The sequence below is a fragment of the Nonomuraea insulae genome, from assembly GCF_042656245.1.
The window spans coordinates 1-15,834 of record NZ_JBHSPA010000117.1; the positions used below are offsets into that span (position 1 = coordinate 1).

Annotated in this window: 14 protein-coding genes and 3 pseudogenes; 12 read left to right on the plus strand and 5 right to left on the minus strand. The window is 70.3% G+C overall.

The genetic code is table 11. From position 1 onward, the window contains the following. Positions 1 to 186: 186 nt before the first annotated feature. A pseudogene (locus ACFPZ3_RS65365) lies at positions 187 to 618 on the plus strand (hypothetical protein); the annotation flags it as partial. Positions 619 to 642: 24 nt separating this feature from the next. On the opposite strand, the gene ACFPZ3_RS65370 reads toward ACFPZ3_RS65365, so the two are convergent. Beyond that, entirely contained in the window at positions 643 to 1,377 is a 735-nt protein-coding gene (locus ACFPZ3_RS65370; protein ID WP_379524454.1) for a flavodoxin family protein, read from the minus strand. A 139-nt stretch (positions 1,378 to 1,516) separates the two neighbouring features. Here ACFPZ3_RS65370 and ACFPZ3_RS65375 point away from each other — a divergent pair, with 139 nt between their 5' ends. Together ACFPZ3_RS65375 and ACFPZ3_RS65380 are read left to right on the plus strand one after the other, a co-directional pair. Next, a complete protein-coding gene (locus ACFPZ3_RS65375) occupies positions 1,517 to 2,521 on the plus strand; it encodes a LysR family transcriptional regulator (RefSeq protein ID WP_379524527.1) in 1,005 nt (334 codons plus the stop codon). A 117-nt stretch (positions 2,522 to 2,638) separates the two neighbouring features. Then, positions 2,639 to 3,577 (plus strand): cyclase family protein, encoded by a 939-nt coding sequence (locus tag ACFPZ3_RS65380; RefSeq protein ID WP_379524455.1) that lies wholly within the window; start codon positions 2,639 to 2,641, stop codon positions 3,575 to 3,577. Positions 3,578 to 3,602: 25 nt separating this feature from the next. Here ACFPZ3_RS65380 and ACFPZ3_RS65385 read toward each other — a convergent pair whose 3' ends face one another. Beyond that, on the minus strand, positions 3,603 to 4,505 hold the full coding sequence (locus tag ACFPZ3_RS65385) for a LysR family transcriptional regulator (RefSeq protein ID WP_379524456.1): 903 nt from the start codon (positions 4,503 to 4,505) through the stop codon (positions 3,603 to 3,605). Between the two features lie 171 nt (positions 4,506 to 4,676). On the opposite strand from ACFPZ3_RS65385, the gene ACFPZ3_RS65390 reads away from it, so the two are divergent. From ACFPZ3_RS65390 to ACFPZ3_RS65420, 7 genes and pseudogenes are all read left to right on the plus strand, one after another. Beyond that, the gene (locus ACFPZ3_RS65390) at positions 4,677 to 5,894 is read left to right on the plus strand and encodes an MFS transporter (RefSeq protein WP_379524457.1); all 1,218 of its coding nucleotides are present in this window, start codon (positions 4,677 to 4,679) and stop codon (positions 5,892 to 5,894) included. 179 nt (positions 5,895 to 6,073) lie between these two features. Continuing rightward, positions 6,074 to 6,637: pseudogene (locus ACFPZ3_RS65395) on the plus strand (amino acid permease); the annotation flags it as partial. A 56-nt stretch (positions 6,638 to 6,693) separates the two neighbouring features. Next, positions 6,694 to 6,892 (plus strand): annotated as a pseudogene (locus tag ACFPZ3_RS65400) (arginine deiminase family protein); the annotation flags it as partial. 201 nt (positions 6,893 to 7,093) lie between these two features. After that, on the plus strand, positions 7,094 to 9,484 hold the full coding sequence (locus tag ACFPZ3_RS65405; RefSeq protein ID WP_379524458.1) for an ATP-binding cassette domain-containing protein: 2,391 nt from the start codon (positions 7,094 to 7,096) through the stop codon (positions 9,482 to 9,484). 21 nt (positions 9,485 to 9,505) lie between these two features. Beyond that, a complete protein-coding gene (locus tag ACFPZ3_RS65410; RefSeq protein ID WP_379524459.1) occupies positions 9,506 to 10,765 on the plus strand; it encodes an MFS transporter in 1,260 nt (419 codons plus the stop codon). 36 nt (positions 10,766 to 10,801) lie between these two features. Further along, positions 10,802 to 11,386: a dihydrofolate reductase family protein gene (locus tag ACFPZ3_RS65415; protein WP_379524460.1), complete on the plus strand. Its 585-nt coding sequence runs from the start codon at positions 10,802 to 10,804 to the stop codon at positions 11,384 to 11,386. A gap of 16 nt (positions 11,387 to 11,402) precedes the next feature. Beyond that, on the plus strand, positions 11,403 to 12,716 hold the full coding sequence (locus tag ACFPZ3_RS65420; RefSeq protein WP_379524461.1) for an aspartate aminotransferase family protein: 1,314 nt from the start codon (positions 11,403 to 11,405) through the stop codon (positions 12,714 to 12,716). Between the two features lie 6 nt (positions 12,717 to 12,722). Here the strand turns inward: ACFPZ3_RS65420 and ACFPZ3_RS65425 are convergent, their stop codons facing one another. Next, the gene (locus ACFPZ3_RS65425; protein ID WP_379524462.1) at positions 12,723 to 13,142 is read right to left on the minus strand and encodes a winged helix-turn-helix transcriptional regulator; all 420 of its coding nucleotides are present in this window, start codon (positions 13,140 to 13,142) and stop codon (positions 12,723 to 12,725) included. Positions 13,143 to 13,219: 77 nt separating this feature from the next. Between ACFPZ3_RS65425 and ACFPZ3_RS65430 the strand changes: the two genes are divergently transcribed. Next, complete coding sequence (locus tag ACFPZ3_RS65430) at positions 13,220 to 13,585, plus strand: DoxX family protein (protein WP_379524463.1); 366 nt, start codon at positions 13,220 to 13,222, stop codon at positions 13,583 to 13,585. A 19-nt stretch (positions 13,586 to 13,604) separates the two neighbouring features. Here the strand turns inward: ACFPZ3_RS65430 and ACFPZ3_RS65435 are convergent, their stop codons facing one another. Both ACFPZ3_RS65435 and ACFPZ3_RS65440 read right to left on the minus strand, forming a co-directional pair. After that, a complete protein-coding gene (locus ACFPZ3_RS65435) occupies positions 13,605 to 14,456 on the minus strand; it encodes an alpha/beta fold hydrolase (protein WP_379524464.1) in 852 nt (283 codons plus the stop codon). Between the two features lie 41 nt (positions 14,457 to 14,497). Beyond that, entirely contained in the window at positions 14,498 to 15,217 is a 720-nt protein-coding gene (locus tag ACFPZ3_RS65440; RefSeq protein WP_379524465.1) for an SDR family NAD(P)-dependent oxidoreductase, read from the minus strand. A gap of 52 nt (positions 15,218 to 15,269) precedes the next feature. On the opposite strand from ACFPZ3_RS65440, the gene ACFPZ3_RS65445 reads away from it, so the two are divergent. Continuing rightward, positions 15,270 to 15,806, plus strand: a complete 537-nt coding sequence (locus tag ACFPZ3_RS65445) for a MarR family winged helix-turn-helix transcriptional regulator (protein WP_379524466.1) — start codon at positions 15,270 to 15,272, stop codon at positions 15,804 to 15,806. Positions 15,807 to 15,834: the final 28 nt, after the last annotated feature.

A 15,834-nucleotide genomic window follows, 5' to 3' on the forward strand; every position in this document is an offset into this window, starting at 1 on the left:
CTTGACGGCGTCGGCGAGCTGGTTCATGCCGCGCTCGAGACCGCGCCGGGCGTCCTCGTCGAATGCGATCATTTTCGCAGTCATTCCTGCTCCTGCTCTCGATGGGGCTGTCCGGGACGGCGCCCGCGACGGACGGCCGCCTGTCGGCGCACCTCGCCGCCCCGGGACACGCCTTTGGCACTCTTCATGGGCGAGTGCCAGGCGTCGCCCAGCACTCTACCCACAAGTTGCGCGCCACGCACATGGTGCGTGGCGCGCATTGGCGCGGAGGGGGTGACCAACGGCAGAACGCGGTGTTCGACCGGTCGGCTCTGCGCGCCGGGGCGTGAATCGGGTGGCCGCCGCGCTCGCCGACGGCGGCGCCCGCGTCGAACGGCACAGCCCGCTGCTGCCCGATCTGACGCGAACAACCGGCGCGAGGTCCACCGCCACGGCTGGCGGCAGCTGTTCGCCGAGTTCGATGCCGTGGTGTGTCCGATCACGCCGACGCCCGCGTTCCCGCACGACCACAGCTCCAATCCGCTGGAACGGCGGATCGACATCGACGGCGTCGAGTACCCGTACTTCGACCAGCTCGTCTGGGCCGGTCCGGCCACCATGCCCGGCCTGCCCGCCACTGCCGTACCAGCGATCGGCGTGGTCTCAGGCGCCGATCGCCGCCGCCGGTGCGTCGTCCGTCCGCCTGAGGGACGCCGACAGGGCGCGGGCGTCGTGCTCGCTCATCCGCGGGGTGTCGTACGGCACCGCGTTGACCCAACGCTGCGCAAGCATGGCGATCCGCTCACCGTAGCGTTCGGCGGTGATCCGGTCGCCGAGCGAACCGGCGTGCTCGGAACCCTGATCGGCGTGGCTCTGGCTCATCAGGCCCAGCCACGAGCCCAGCCGGTTCACATCGTCGCGGGTGCCGCCGCTCCAGTTGTTGCCGGGCATGTCGCCCACGCCGATCCACTGCATGCCCAGTTGCGCGGCGAAGACGGCCAGCTGCTCCAGGACCAGCAGCTTGTCGCCGCTCTGAGAGGCGGAGTTGGTGAACCCTCCGGCCAGCTTGTCCTTCCACGCCTGCGTCGTGAACGGCGTGAACGCCGCTTCCAGAAACGCCTTGAACACCGCCGACACGCTGCCCATCAGCGTCGGGGAGCCGAAGACGATCGCATCGGAGCGCTCAAGCAGCGCCAGCACCTCCTCATCGTGCCAGCGGCCCGCGGTGACGTCCTCGGGCCGGATCTCGACGAGATGAACCCGGGCGCCAGGCACCATCCGCGCCCCGCCGGCGAGGTGCTCGGCCAGGACCCGGGTGTGCCCGTGCACCGAGTGGTAGACCACTGTCACCGTGACAGCCGGCACGTCCTGCTCACGTTCAACATCATGAAATGTCATCTGCTTCTTCACTTCCGAATGGGAGTCCCTGCTGGCACAAACCATCACAACGTGCGTACGGCACAGCATCAACGCCGAACTTCGGCACCCAGCGATCGGTCGCACCGATCGATCCGGTTAGCCTGGCCCCGTGGACAGAATGGAACTCGAAGCATTCGTCGCGGTCGCCGAAGAGCTCCACTTCGGTCGCGCCGCCGAGCGCCTCCACCGGGGGCAGCCCACCGTCAGCGACGCCATCAGACGGCTGGAGGGCTCCCTGGGCGGGCGGCTGTTCAACCGCACCAGCCGCCGGGTGTCCCTGACCGATCTCGGCGAAGCGCTGCTGCCCGACGCTCACGCCACCCTGGCCCAGTTGCGACGCTTCCAGCAGCGCGGACGTTCGCTGGCCGCCGGCGACCAGGCCCGCACCACCCTCGTCGTCGCGCACGCCGAATACACCGGCCACCAGCTGCTGTTGCGCTGCCTGCCGCGACTTCGCGAGCGTTTCCCCGACGTGACGATCGTGCCTGAGGCCATGCCGACCACGGCCCAGCTCACCGCGCTGCGGGCGGAGACGATCGGGCTGGGCATCGGCTGGGCGACCGGTGACATCACCGGCGTACGCGCGACGGTGCTGTCCACCGAGAGGTTCGTGGCGCTCGTACCCGCGGCCCATCCCCTCGCCCGGCACGCCGAGCTGAGCGCGTCCGAGCTGTCCACCACCGGCCTGCTCACCTGGCCCCACCAGATCAACAGCGGCCTCTGCGACCGCCTCCTGTCCGCTTTCCACATCGGCGGGGCCGACCTGCGCATCATCAGAACCGCTGACAGCGTGCACGCCATCGCCGCTCATGTCGCCGCGGGCACGGGCATCGGCATCACCGTCGAGTCCGCGCTCGACCACGAGCCGCCCGGCCTGCGCGTCATCCCCCTGACCGGCCCCTCGACCACCGCCGACCAGATCGTCCTCACGCCGGCTGATCCGTCGGGCACCGCCACGGCACTGCGCGACCTGCTGCTGCACGCTTCGGCGGAGTCGGCGAGAGATCAGGGGGCGTCGAGCTTCATGGCGAACCACGCGCGCCGCGTCCGCAGCACCATCACCGCGACGAGCCGGGACCGATCGACCTCCGACCGCCTGGACGCGACCCGCCCGCTGATCTAGTACCATGCCAGCTCAGCGGAGCTTGGCATGTCAAAGGAGAGGGCGGGATACCCCGCTTTCGGTGCCTCGAACCGCGTGACCGGAGGAGCCGATGCTGGGATGACGGCAGCGCGACCGATGCCCACACAGGACGACGTGCTGGGATACTTCAACACGCTGTCGAACTGGGGACGGTGGGGCGACGACGACGAGCTCGGCACTCTGAACCACATCACCGACGACGTCCGGCTGGCGGCGGCGCGGGCCGTGCGCCACGGCAGGAGCGTGTCGTGCGCGTGGGAGGTCGCCGTACCGACAGACATGGAGCGGTCGACGACGACGTGCCCGTGCGCCGCCGACATGCCGGGTGCCGAGAACATGCCGGTGGCCGCATTCCACAACGACCGGCGCTGGGGCTTTTCGTCTGAGCGGCTCGGCATCACCTTCCACGGCAACACCCTCACCCACGTCGACTCGCCGTGCCACATCTTCTGGGACGGCACGATGTACAACGGGCGGTCGCACTCGCTGGTCGACGCCGCGACGGGGTCGGCGTGGGCGGCCGTCACGGCGGCGGCGAACGGGATCATCACGCGTGGTGTCCTGCTGGACGTTGCGAGGGCCCGCGATGTGCCGTGGCTGGAATCGGGGCAGGGTGTGTTTCCCGACGATCTCGAGGAGGCCGAGCGTCGCCAGGGTGTGCGGGTGCGACCCGGCGATGCGGTACTCCTGCGGACCGGCTATGGCCGCGTCCGGCACGAGGCCGGTGAGGCCGGTGGTTTCACGCAGGCCGGCTGGCACGCGTCCTGCCTGCCATGGCTGCATGAACGGGGGGTCGCGCTGATCGGTGCTGACACCCCCCAGGACGTTCAGCCGTCGGGGTACGAAGACGTGTTGATGCCGGTTCACGCCGTGGGCCTCGTCGCGATGGGTCTGTGGCTGCTCGACAACTGCGACCTGGAGGCGTGCGCGACGACGGCTGCCGAGCTCGGCCAGTGGGACTTCCACCTCGCGGTCGCGCCGGTCCGCTTCGCCGGTACGTCCGGCAGCCCAGTGAACCCGATCGCCACATTCTGACCGCCGTTCACGAGGGGGTCTACGCCTACGAATCCGGCCTCGTCACCCCGGCTCCCACTTTGGAGAGGGCGTTGGTGGCGGTTCGAAGGGCGGCGATGAAGGCGGTCGTGGCGGGCGGGTCGGGTGGTTCGCCGAACGTGGCGAGGTAGATGCGGCGCCGGAACTCGGTCAGTTCGCTGGCGACGACCCCGTCCGCGTGGTGCGAGCGCAGCGCGAGGCCGGGCATGGCGACGACCCCGAGCCCGGCGGCGACGAAGGCCTGCTCGACGACGATGTCGTCGCTGCTGTAGGTGATGCGCGGGCTGAACCCGGCGGCTTCGCAGAACTGGAGCAGGTCACCACGGCAGTTCTCGCAGCCCGCGATCCACGCCGAGTCCCGGTGGTCGGCGAGCGTCTGGCCAGGGTGCCGGCTGAGCAGGTACATCGGGTCGTCGAGGAGATAGGAGTAGCGGATGCCGTCCTCCGGCACGGCGTCGTCGTAGCGGTGCACGATCGCCAGGTCGGCCGAGCCGTCGCGCAGCCGCTGCTGGGCCACCGTGGGATGGGCGTCGTCCAGGTGCAGCTCGATGTTCGGGTACGACCGGGACAGCGCCATGGCCGCGGGCGGGACCAGGACGCTCAAGGCCGAGCTGAAGGCCGCCAGGCGGACCCGGCCGGTCTGCAGCCCGAGCTGGGCGGCCAGTTCGGCGCCGGCCGCGTCGACCCGGCCGACGATCTCCGCCGCGCGGCGGGCGAGCAACTCGCCTTCGGGCGTGAGCCGGATGCCACGCCCGACGCGCTGGGTCAGCTTGGCTCCGGTCGCCGCCTCCAGCCGGGCCAGATGGTGGCTGATCGAGGGCTGGGAGTAGTGCAACGTCTTGGCCGCCTCGGTGACCGAGCCGTGGGCGGCGACCGCCGCCAGGACGCGAAGCCGGACGATATCGAGCATTCATCAATCCTATTGATGGATTTTCGCTAAAGGTGGCATTAGACGCATAAGCCCTCTTGGGTCAGGCTCGTCGGTGAGCCGAGATGGGCTGGATGACCGGGTCAGAGCCAGTGCCGGCCGCCGGATGCCGTGCAGGCCCGACGGCGGACGAGAGTAAGGGAATCCACAGCAATGCGTACGTACCAGGAACTGTTTCGAACACCCGAGTTCACCCCGCTGTTCGCGGCTTCGTGCGCGCAGGTCGCCTCGACCACGCTGAACGGGCTGGCGCTCGCCACGCTGGTGTACGCCCGCACGGACTCCCCGCTGCTGGCCGCGTTGAGCATGTTCGGGCCGTCGTTCGCCGAACTGGTCGGCGCCACCACGCTGCTGTCGGTGGCCGACCGGGTGCGACCGCGTGCGGCGCTGACGCTGACCGCGCTGGCCGGCGGCCTGGCCGGCTTGGCGCTGGCCGTGCCGGGCATGCCGCTGTGGGCGATGTTCGCGGTGATCTTGGCTCTGGGCCTGGTCAGCTCGGTCAGCGGCGGTGTCCGGTATGGCCTGCTCAACGAGATCGTGCCGCCGAACGGGTACGTGCTCGGCCGCTCGGCGCTCAACATCTCGGTCGGCGCGATGCAGATCGCTGGCTTCGCGCTCGGCGGCATCCTGCTGGCGGTGGTGTCGCCGCGTGCGGCGCTGGCCATCAGCGCGGCGCTGGCCTTCGTCGCGGCTCTGGTGCTGCGGTGGGGACTCAGCGCCCGGCCGGCACGGGCCTCCGGCCGGCCGTCCGTCGCAGCCACCTGGCAGGTCAACCGGCACCTGCTGTCCACGCCGGCCCGCCGGGCCGTCTACCTGGCGACGTGGGTGCCCAACGGCCTGGTGGTGGGCTGCGAGGCGCTGTTCGTGCCCTACGCGCCGCGGTCCGCCGCCGTGCTGTTCGTCGCGGCGGCGCTGGGCATGCTGTTCGGCGATCTGGCCGCCGGGCGGTTCCTGACGCCGGAGGCTCGGCGGCGCTACGTCACCCCGCTGCGATTCCTGCTCGCGCTGCCGTACCTGCTGTTCGCGCTGCCGCTCAGCACACCGGTCGCGGCAGGTGTCGTCGCGGTGGCGTCGATCGGCTTCGCATCCACGCTGCTGCTGCAGGAGCGGCTGATCGCGCTGATCGGCGAAGACGTCCGCGGTCAGGCGTTGGGCCTGCACGTCACCGGCATGAAGGCGATGCAGGCGGCCGGCGCCACGCTGGCCGGGCTCCTCGCGCAGTACCTGCCCGCGGGTGCGGCGATGGCCGTGATGGCGGTGGCGTCGCTCGCTGTCACCGCGATGCTCAACCCGGCCCTGCGCCTGTCGAACGGGACCCCGCCGCCCGGACCACAACCGGCCACTGCGCAAGCAGTGGCCGAACACCCCTGAACCGACGATGACGTCGCCGTGGAATGAACTTGACCTGGTGGGGGCGCTCTGTGCCATGGACGGCGGGTATCTCGGCTGTGACTCCGAGGAGCCGTTGATCAGTGACCCAGTCCAGTACGCACACCGAATCCGCGCGGAAGATGTCGCTGCCGGCCCTGACCGCGATGGTGGTCGGGTCGATGGTCGGCGCCGGGGTGTTCTCGTTGCCGCGCAACTTCGCCCAGGCCACGGGCGTGTTCGGCGCGGTCGTCGCCTGGGTGATCGCCGGTGTGGGCATGCTCATGCTGGCCTTCGTCTTCCAGACCCTCGCCGTGCGCAAGCCGCATCTCGACGCCGGCGTGTACGCCTACGCCAAGGCCGGGTTCGGTGAGTACCCCGGCTTCTTCTCCGCATTCGGCTACTGGGCCAGCGCGTGCGTCGGCAACGTCTCGTACTGGGTGCTGATCAAGTCGACGCTCGGCGCGGTCGTGCCCGCCTTCGGCGAGGGCGCCACGATCGCGGCGGTGGCCGTCTCGGCGGTCGGGGTGTGGGCCTTCCACTTCATGATCCTGCGCGGCGTACGGGAGGCGGCCAGGATCAACCAGATCGTCACGGTCGCCAAACTCGTGCCGCTCGTGCTCTTCGTCATCATCCTGGCCGTCGCGCTGCGCGGGAACGTGTTCGCGGCGAACCTGTGGGGCGGCTCGGAACGCTCGCCCGGGGCGCTGTTCGAGCAGGTCAAGGCGACCATGCTGGTGACCGTGTTCGTCTTCCTGGGGGTGGAGGGGGCCAGCGTCTACTCCCGCTACGCCCGCAGGCGCGCGAGCAGTGGGATTCGGGCAACAAACTTCTTCGCGCTGGCCCCCGGCGTGGTCGTCGGATACCACAAGAACCAGTTCACCAACCGCAAGCTGCGTGAGCACGGCGTGGAGGTCATCGAGATCGAGGGCTTCGAGCTGGGCAAGGGCCGGGGCGGCACGCACTGTATGACGTGCCCTATCCAGCGCGACCCGGTCTGAATCAGAACAGACCTCCGAATCGGTCAGGATTCGAGAAGCGGCGGCCCCCGGGCCGCCGCTAGCGTGGCAGACCAGACACAGCCACGACCTGCTCGGCATCCAGCCGCAGGATCCGAGCTGAGAAGAAAATCAGACATACTTCTCAGGGCTGGTTATATCAAGCCAGGCGACGGAGACCACGACGTGACCGATGGAGCGACCATGAGCATGACCACCAGGACGGACACGCAGTCGCCTGCGCCGCACATAGCCGACAGCCACGACCTGATCCGCGTGCACGGCGCGCGGGAGAACAACCTCAAAGACATCAGCATCGAGATCCCGAAGCGCCGGCTGACGGTGTTCACCGGCGTCTCCGGCTCGGGCAAGAGCTCGCTGGTGTTCAACACGATCGCCGCCGAGTCGCAGCGGCTGATCAACGAGACCTACAGCACCTTCGTCCAGGGCTTCATGCCGTCGCTGGCCCGGCCGGAGGTCGACGTACTCGACGGGCTGACGACCGCGATCATCGTCGACCAGCAGCGGATGGGCGCCGACCCGCGCTCCACCGTCGGCACCGCCACCGACGCCCACGCGATGTTGCGCATCCTGTTCAGCCGGCTCGGGCACCCGCACATCGGCTCGCCCCAAGCCTTCTCCTTCAACGTCCCCACGGTCCGCGCGAGCGGTGCGATCACGGTCGAACGCGGCGCCCGCAAGGCCGAGAAGGCGACCTTCACCCGCATCGGCGGCATGTGCACACGGTGCGAAGGCAGGGGCTCGGTCTCCGATCTCGACCTCGCCCAGCTCTACGACGACTCCAAGTCGATCGCCGAGGGCGCGTTCACCATCCCCGGCTGGAAGTCCGACAGCTTCTGGACGGTACGGGTCTACGCCGAGTCGGGCTTCGTCGACCCGAACAAGCCGATCCGCGACTACACCAAGAAGGAACTGCACGACTTCCTGTACAAGGAACCGACCAAGGTGAAGGTGGAGGGGGTCAACCTCACCTACGAGGGGCTGATCCCGAAGATCCAGAAGTCGTTCCTGTCCAAGGACAGGGAGGCGATGCAGCCGCACATCCGGACGTTCGTGGACCGGGCGGTCACCTTCACCATCTGCCCCGAGTGCGACGGCACCCGGCTCAGCGAGGCCGCCCGCTCCTCCAGGATCGAGGGCGTCAACATCGCCGAGGCCTGCGCGATGCAGATCAGCGACCTCGCCGCGTGGGTCCGCGGCCTGGACGAGCCGTCGGTGGCGCCTTTGCTCGGCAAGCTGGCGCACACCCTCGACTCGTTCGTGGAGATCGGGCTGGGCTACCTCTCGCTGGAGCGGCCGGCGGGCACGTTGTCGGGCGGCGAGGCGCAGCGCGTCAAGATGATCCGCCACCTCGGCTCCTCCCTCACCGACACCACCTACGTCTTCGACGAGCCGACCATCGGCCTGCACCCCCACGACATCGAGCGGATGAACGACCTGCTGCGGCGGCTGCGCGACAAGGGCAACACGGTCCTCGTCGTCGAGCACAAGCCGGAGACGATCTCGATCGCCGACCACGTCGTCGACCTCGGCCCCGGAGCCGGCACTGCGGGCGGCACCGTCTGCTACGAAGGCAGCGTCGAAGGGCTGCGGGACAGCGGCACCCTCACCGGCCGCCACCTTGACGACCGCGCCTCGCTCAAGGCGTCGGTGCGCACCCCCAAGGGCAGGCTGGAGATCCGCGGCGCCACCACCCACAACCTCCAGAACGTCGACGTCGACATCCCGCTCGGGATGCTCTGCGTCATCACCGGCGTCGCCGGGTCCGGCAAGAGCTCGCTGATCCACGGTTCCATCCCCGCCTCCGCGGGCGTGGTGTCGATCGACCAGGCGCCCATCCGCGGCTCGCGGCGCAGCAACCCGGCGACGTACACCGGGCTGCTCGACCCGATCCGCAAGGCGTTCGCGAAGGCCAACGGGGTCAAGCCGGCGCTGTTCAGCGCCAACTCCGAGGGCGCCTGCCCCAACTGCAACGGCGCCGGCGTCATCTACACCGACCTGGGGATGATGGCGGGCGTCACCACCACCTGCGAGGAGTGCGAGGGCAAGCGGTTCGAGGCCTCGGTGCTGGACCACCACCTCGGCGGGCGCGACATCAGCGAGGTGCTCGCGATGCCGGTGGCCGAGGCGGCGGAGTTCTTCGGCGCGGGCGAGGCGCGCACGCCGGCCGCGCACACCATCCTCGGCCGGCTCGCCGACGTCGGGCTCGGCTACCTCAGCCTCGGCCAGCCGCTCACCACGCTGTCCGGCGGCGAGCGGCAGCGGCTCAAGCTGGCCACCCACATGGGCGACAAGGGCGGCGTCTACATCCTCGACGAGCCGACCACCGGCCTGCACCTGGCCGACGTCGAGCAGTTGCTCGGCCTGCTCGACCGGCTCGTCGACGCGGGCAAGTCGGTCATCGTCATCGAGCACCACCAGGCCGTGATGGCGCACGCCGACTGGATCATCGACCTCGGTCCCGGCGCCGGGCACGACGGCGGCCGGATCGTCTTCGAGGGCACACCCGCCGACCTCGTCGCCGCCCGCTCCACCCTCACCGGGGAGCACCTCGCGGCCTACGTCGGCGCCTGACACCAGACGCCTCGATCTCACGTGCGTGTTCATGAAAGGCCCTCGGCGCTGCGGCGACTCGTCCCCTCCGCCTACCGGCCGGTGCTCGCCAACCGGGTGTTCCGGCGGCTGATCCTCGGCTTCGCGGTCTCCTACCTCGGCGACGGGATGAGCTTCGTCGCGGTGGCGTGGCTCGCCATCGAGCTCGCGCCGCAGGCGACCGCCGGGCTGTGGATCGGCGGGGCGGTGGCCGCGTACACGTTGCCGGGCGTGGTCGGCGTGCTGGTGTTCAGCCGCCGTCTGGGCCGGGTGCCGGCCAGGCGGCTGCTGCTCGCCGACAACGTGGTGCGCGGCGTGTTCCTCGGCGTGATCCCGCTCGCCTGGCTCGCGGGGCAGCTCACACTGCCCTTGTACGTCGTGCTGCTCGCGATCTCGTCCCTGTTGCACGCGTGGGGCAGCGCGGGCAAGTTCACGCTGCTGGCCGAACTGCTGCCCGACGAGCAGCGGCTCGCCGCGAACACCCTGGTCAGCTCGCTCAACTTCGCCGCCACGATCGCCGGTCCCGCGATCGCCGGGGTGCTGGTGACCTACGTCAGCTCCGCGCTCGTGCTCGGCCTGGACGCTCTGACGTACGTGTTCCTCGCCGTGCTCGTCCTGCGCATCCGGCTGCCGGAGTCAGGGCACGTCTCCCCGGTCGACCGGAGCGCCGCCCGCGGCGGTCTCGCGTTGCTGCGCTCCCATCCGGAACTGCTCGGGCTGCTGACGCTCACCTGGTTCTTCAATCTGCTGTACGGCCCGGTCGAGGTCGCCCTGCCGCTCCACGTGACCGACGACCTGCACGCACCCGGCACGCTGCTCGGCCTCTACTGGATGTTGTTCGGCATCGGCGCGCTGCTCGGCGGACTCGCGATCGGCGCGCTGCGGCGGCTCCCGCTCTGGCCGGTGACGGTCGTCATCATGGTCGGCTGGGGGCTGTCGCTGCTGCCGTTCTGGTTCGACGTGCCGGTGGCCGTCACCGTCGCGTGCTTCACGCTCGGCGGCCTGATCTACGGACCCTTCGTCGCGTTGTCCGTGACGCTCATGCAGGAGAAGTCGCCACCGCAGCACCTGGCGGCGATGCTGGCGGCCCGCAGCGCGGCGCTGCTCACCGCGTCGCCGCTCGGCACGGCGCTCGGCGGACCGCTCACCGCGGCGCTGGGCGCGCGGGCGACGCTCGGCGCCTCGGGGCTCGCCACCGTGGCGCTCGGCGCGGTCGCGTGCGTTCTGCTGCTGGCCTTCAGGCGCGGGAACTCGCTACGTTGAGCTGACCCGATCGGGCCGAGACCGCAGGAGGTCGGAGTGTCGGTATCAGTGCTTGACATGTCGGTGTCGCTGGATGGGTATATCGCGGGCCCCAACGACAAACCGGGCAACCCCGGCGGTGACGGCTTCATCCGGTTACACGAGTGGGGCCTCACGCCGGACGGGGAATTCCGTCTGTCCGGGGCCGCCGGAGACCTGCTCAGCGAGATAGGAGCGGCCGGCGCGGTCCTCTCGGGACGGCGTACCGCGGAACAGGTCGATCACTGGGATGGCGATCATCACGGTCAGGGCATCCCGATCTTCGTGCCCAGCCATCGGCCGCCCGGCCCGTCCATCGCGAACCATCCGCTGGTGAGGTACGTGAGCGAGGGGATCGCCAGCGCGATGGCCCAGGCGAAGGCCGCCGCCGGGGACCGGAACGTGCATGTGATCGGCGCCTACACGGCGCAGCGGGCGATCGAGGCCGGGGTGCTGGACGAGGTGCAGATCCATCAGATCCCGGTGTTGTTCGGCGGCGGCCGGCGACTGTTCGACGTGTTGCCGTCGCACGTGGAGCTGGAGATCGTCCGGGTGATCGACACCCCGGAGGCCACCCACATCCGCTACCGCATCCGCCGCTGAGGTTAACGTCGGTCCTATGCCCCCCGAGACGACCCGTGCAGCCACGGAACGCCACCTCATCCGCTACTCCGGCCGAGCCCCCTTCACGTCGGAGGTCATCGCTCGCGCCGCGGGCACCTCGCTGTTCACCGAGAGCGGCCGCGAACTGCTCGATTTCACCTCCGGTCAGATGAGCGCGATCCTCGGGCACTCACACCCGGCGATCGTCGCGACGGTACGCGAGCAGATCGCCCTCCTCGACCACCTCCACAGCGGCATGCTCAGCCGCCCGGTCGTCGACCTGGCCCGCCGGCTCGCGGAGACCTTGCCCGGCCCGCTGGACAAGGCCATGCTCCTGACCACGGGGGCGGAGGCGAACGAGGCCGCGGTGCGGATGGCGAAACTCGTCACCGGCCGCCATGAGATCGTGTCGTTCGCCCGGTCCTGGCATGGGATGACCCAGGCCGCCGCGAACGCCACCTACAGCGCCGGACGCAGGGGCTACGGACCCGCCGCGCCGGGCAACTTCGCGCTGCCGGTTCCCGACCGCTTCCGCCCCGACATCGTCGACGCCGAGGGCTCGCTCGACTGGCGCCGCCAGCTCGACCTGGGCTTCGACCTGATCGACGCCCAGTCGGTCGGCAGCCTCGCCGCGTGCCTGGTCGAACCGATCCTCAGCTCCGGCGGCGTCATCGAACTCCCGCCGGGCTATCTCGCCGCCCTGGCGCGCAAGTGCGAGGAACGCGACATGTTGCTGATCCTCGACGAGGCTCAGACCGGGATGTGCCGCACGGGCGACTGGTATGCCTTCGAGCACGACGGTGTCGTCCCCGACATCCTCACGCTGTCCAAGACGCTCGGCGCGGGGCTGCCGCTGGCCGCCGTGCTGACCAGCGCGGAGATCGAGCAGCAGGCGCACGACCGGGGGTTCCTGTTCTTCACCACCCACGTCAACGACCCGCTGCCGGCCGCCGTCGGCAACACCGTCCTCGACGTCCTGGTCCGCGACCGTCTCGACGAGCGGGCGCGCGAACTGGGCACGATGTTGCGCGGTCTGCTCGACGGGCTCGCCAAGCGCCACGACATCGTCGGTGACGTCCGCGGTCGTGGGCTGCTGCTGGGTGTGGAGCTGGTCGGTGACCAGGTTCTGGGCGCCGGAGGAGCCGATCGGCTCGGCGCGGCCGTCACCCGGCGCTGTTTCGATCTGGGGCTGCACATGAACATCGTCCAGTTGCCCGGGATGGGGGGCATCTTCCGGATCGCGCCGCCGCTGACCGCGAGCGACGACGAGATCGCCCGTGGGGTGGACATCCTCGACGAAGCACTCACCGGCGTCGCCCGCGAGCTCTGAATCCGCTTACCTCGCCGGAGATCCATTCCGGGTCTCGTAGGCGGTTCTGCTGGCCTCGATGTCCGCGCTGTGCTCCATGGCCCAGCCGGCGAGGGCCAGCGCGGGCGGGATGAGGCTGCGCCCGGTGGGGGTCAGCGCGTACTCGACTCTGGGCGGAACCTCCGCGTACGCCGTCCGGGAGACCAGGCCGTCGCGTTCCAGGTTCCGCAGGGTCAGCGTCAGCATGCGCTGGGAGATCCCGGGGATCTGCCGCTGCAGATCGGTGAAGCGCAGTCGCCGCTGGTCGAGGGTCGCCACGACCAGCAGGGTCCACTTGTCGCAGATCCGGTCGAGGATGGTGCGGATCGTCCGGCCGCCGTCTCCGCGGATCATGCAGGTGTGCTCGTACTGCGACATGACAGCCCCCTGTGCGTTACGCACACGCATGTGCCTTTTGTAAGGCTCTCAATAGTGACGCATCATGAGGCAACTTACGAACGGTAACCATCCCCCTCGGAGCCCCCATGAACATCGCCTACTGGATCGTCGCCGCGCTGCTCGCGGTGGTCTACCTCTTCGCCGGAGGCAGGAAGGTCGCCCAGAGCCAGGAACAGCTCCAGCCCATGATGGGCTGGGTCGACCGCGTGCCCATGCCGTACGTCCGCGCCATCGGCGTGCTGGAGATCCTCGGCGCCGCCGGCCTCATCCTGCCGCCGCTGACCGGAATCGCGCCCTGGCTGGCCATCGCCGCGGCGATCGGCCTCTTCCTGATCCAGGTCGGCGGCATCGTGCTCCACCTCTCCCGCGGCGAGGCCCGGCTGATCGGCATCAACATCGTGCTCCTGGTCGCCGCGGCGGCGGCCATCTGGCTGGGCACCACCTGGCTCTGACCGGCTCTGAACCGGCCGGTCACTTCGTGGTCGCGCGGAGCCAGTCCAAGCCCTCCGCGGCCGAGTCGAGAATCGAGATGTGCCCGGCGCCGGGCGAGAGCCGAAGCTCGGCGTCCGGGCAGCGGCGGGCCAGCCACTGACCGTACGAGCTGGGCGCGACCCGGTCCTGGTCGCCGTGCAGGAGCAGGACCGGCGCGCTCACCTGGGCGGGGTCGCAACCCCACGGGGAGACGTACGCGAGGTCGTCGTCGATCAGCCCGTCTCGTCCCGGCTCCAGGGCAGGGCCGACGACCTTGTCGAACCAGGACCAGGTGCCGTTGAGCGCGGCGTGATCCGCCGGGGCGAACATCTCCGGGTCGTACTCGGCCCGCGCCTCATGACGTTCCTTCGCCGCCCGCCCCTCGGCGGCGGCGCGCAGGGAGGCCTGGCCGGAGCGCGACATGCCGGCGAACCAGTCGAGCCCGTCGGCGTCGTACGGGGCCATCGGCGCAGCGGCGACCACGGCCCGCACGCGCTCCGGCAACAGGGCGGCGCAGGCGAGGGCGTGCGAGGCGCCGCCCGAGTGGCCCATGACCGCGAAGCCGCCGATGCCGAGCGCGTCGGCGACGTGCCGGGCGTAGGTGGCCGCGGACGACAGGGTCCGGCCGAGCTCCCGGGTGGAACCGCCGTATCCGGGGCGGTCGTAGGACACCCAGCGGATGCCGAGCCGTTCGGCGGCCGGGAAGAGAGGTTCGGGTGGCGTGCCGAGGTTCGGCGTGCCGTGGTGCCAGAGGACCGGCAGCCGATCGGCGGCATCGTCCGCGTCCGTGTCGTACACGTGCAGCGTGCGGCCGTCGGGCAGAGCCAGATCGAACTCCTTGATTTTCGTCACGTCCTTGTCCTACCACCTCCGCCCCCGGCTCTCAGCCGCCTTCAGCGGGTGGTGAACGCTCCGCCGTTGACGTGGATGGTCTGGCCGGTGATGTGCCGGGCACCGGCCGACGCGAGGAAGAAGATGGTCTGGGCGATGTCGTCGGGTGTGCCCGGCCGCTTGAGCAGCGTCTCGTCCACGAGTTTCCGGTGGCGTTCCTCGGTCATCCCGTCGCCGAAGAAGTTGGTGCCGGCGACGTATCCGGAGGAGATGACGTTGCAGGTGACGTCCTCGGGGCCGAGCGTGGCGGCGAGGGAGGCGTTCCAGGCGGCGAGGGCGGCCTTGGCGGCGCCGTAGGAGCCGCCGAGGCGTTCGGCGCCGATCGACCCGATGCTGATGATCGCGCTTCCCCGCGCGAGCCTGTCGCGGACCGCGGCCGTGGTGAGGACCGCGGTGAGCACGTTGGCGGAGACGCTGGACGACCACTCCTGGGCGAGCGCTTCCAGCGGCGGCGTTCCGGCGGCCAGGCCGGTGGGCAGGCCGCCCGCGGCGTTGACGAGCACGTCGAGTGAGCCGCCCAGCTCCCCGGCCATCGCGGCGACCTGGCTGGGGGAAGCGGCGTCGCAAGCCAGCCCGCGCACACCGAGCTCTTCGGCGGCGGGCCCGACTGTGGTCATGTGGCGCCCGGTGATGACGACGTCGGCGCCGTCGGCGGCGAAACGAGCGGCGACGGCCCGGCCGATGCCGCTGGTTCCGCCGGTGACGAGTACGGTCCTGCCCATGTTGACCCCCTGACTGATATATTTAGACCTTAACATAGCGGAGGATTTCCAAATGGCCGACATCCCGACCAGCCCCGCGGAGATCGCGGCCGCCTGGCAGCGCGAGCGTCCCGGCACGCCGACCGACTCCATCGAGATCGTGACGCCGATCTGGCGGCTGGCCAAGATCCTCGCCGACGACCGGGGCCGCGTCCTGCGCGCCGCCGGGATCGACGCGGCCACCCTCGACCTGCTCTCGGTGCTGCGCCGGGCCGGGCCGCCGTACAGGCTGAGCACCCGCGAGCTGGCCCGCCGCACGCTGGTGACGGCCGGCGCGATCTCCCAGCGCGTGGCCAGGGCCGAACGCGAGGGCCTGATACGGCGCAGCCCCGGCGACACCGGCCGCAAGAGTGTCGCCGTGACGCTGACGGACGAGGGTCACGCGCTCATCGAACGGTCGGTCGACTCGGTCCTCGGCCGTGAGGCGTCCCTGGTCACTGGGCTGAGCGCGGCCGAACGGGTCACGCTCGCGGAGCTGCTGGAGAAGCTGACCATCGATGTCCAGCACAGGATCGCGACCACCGAGCCGCCCGCCGTCAGCGGTGCGTGACCGGCGCCGCCGTGGGCTCAGGCCGGTG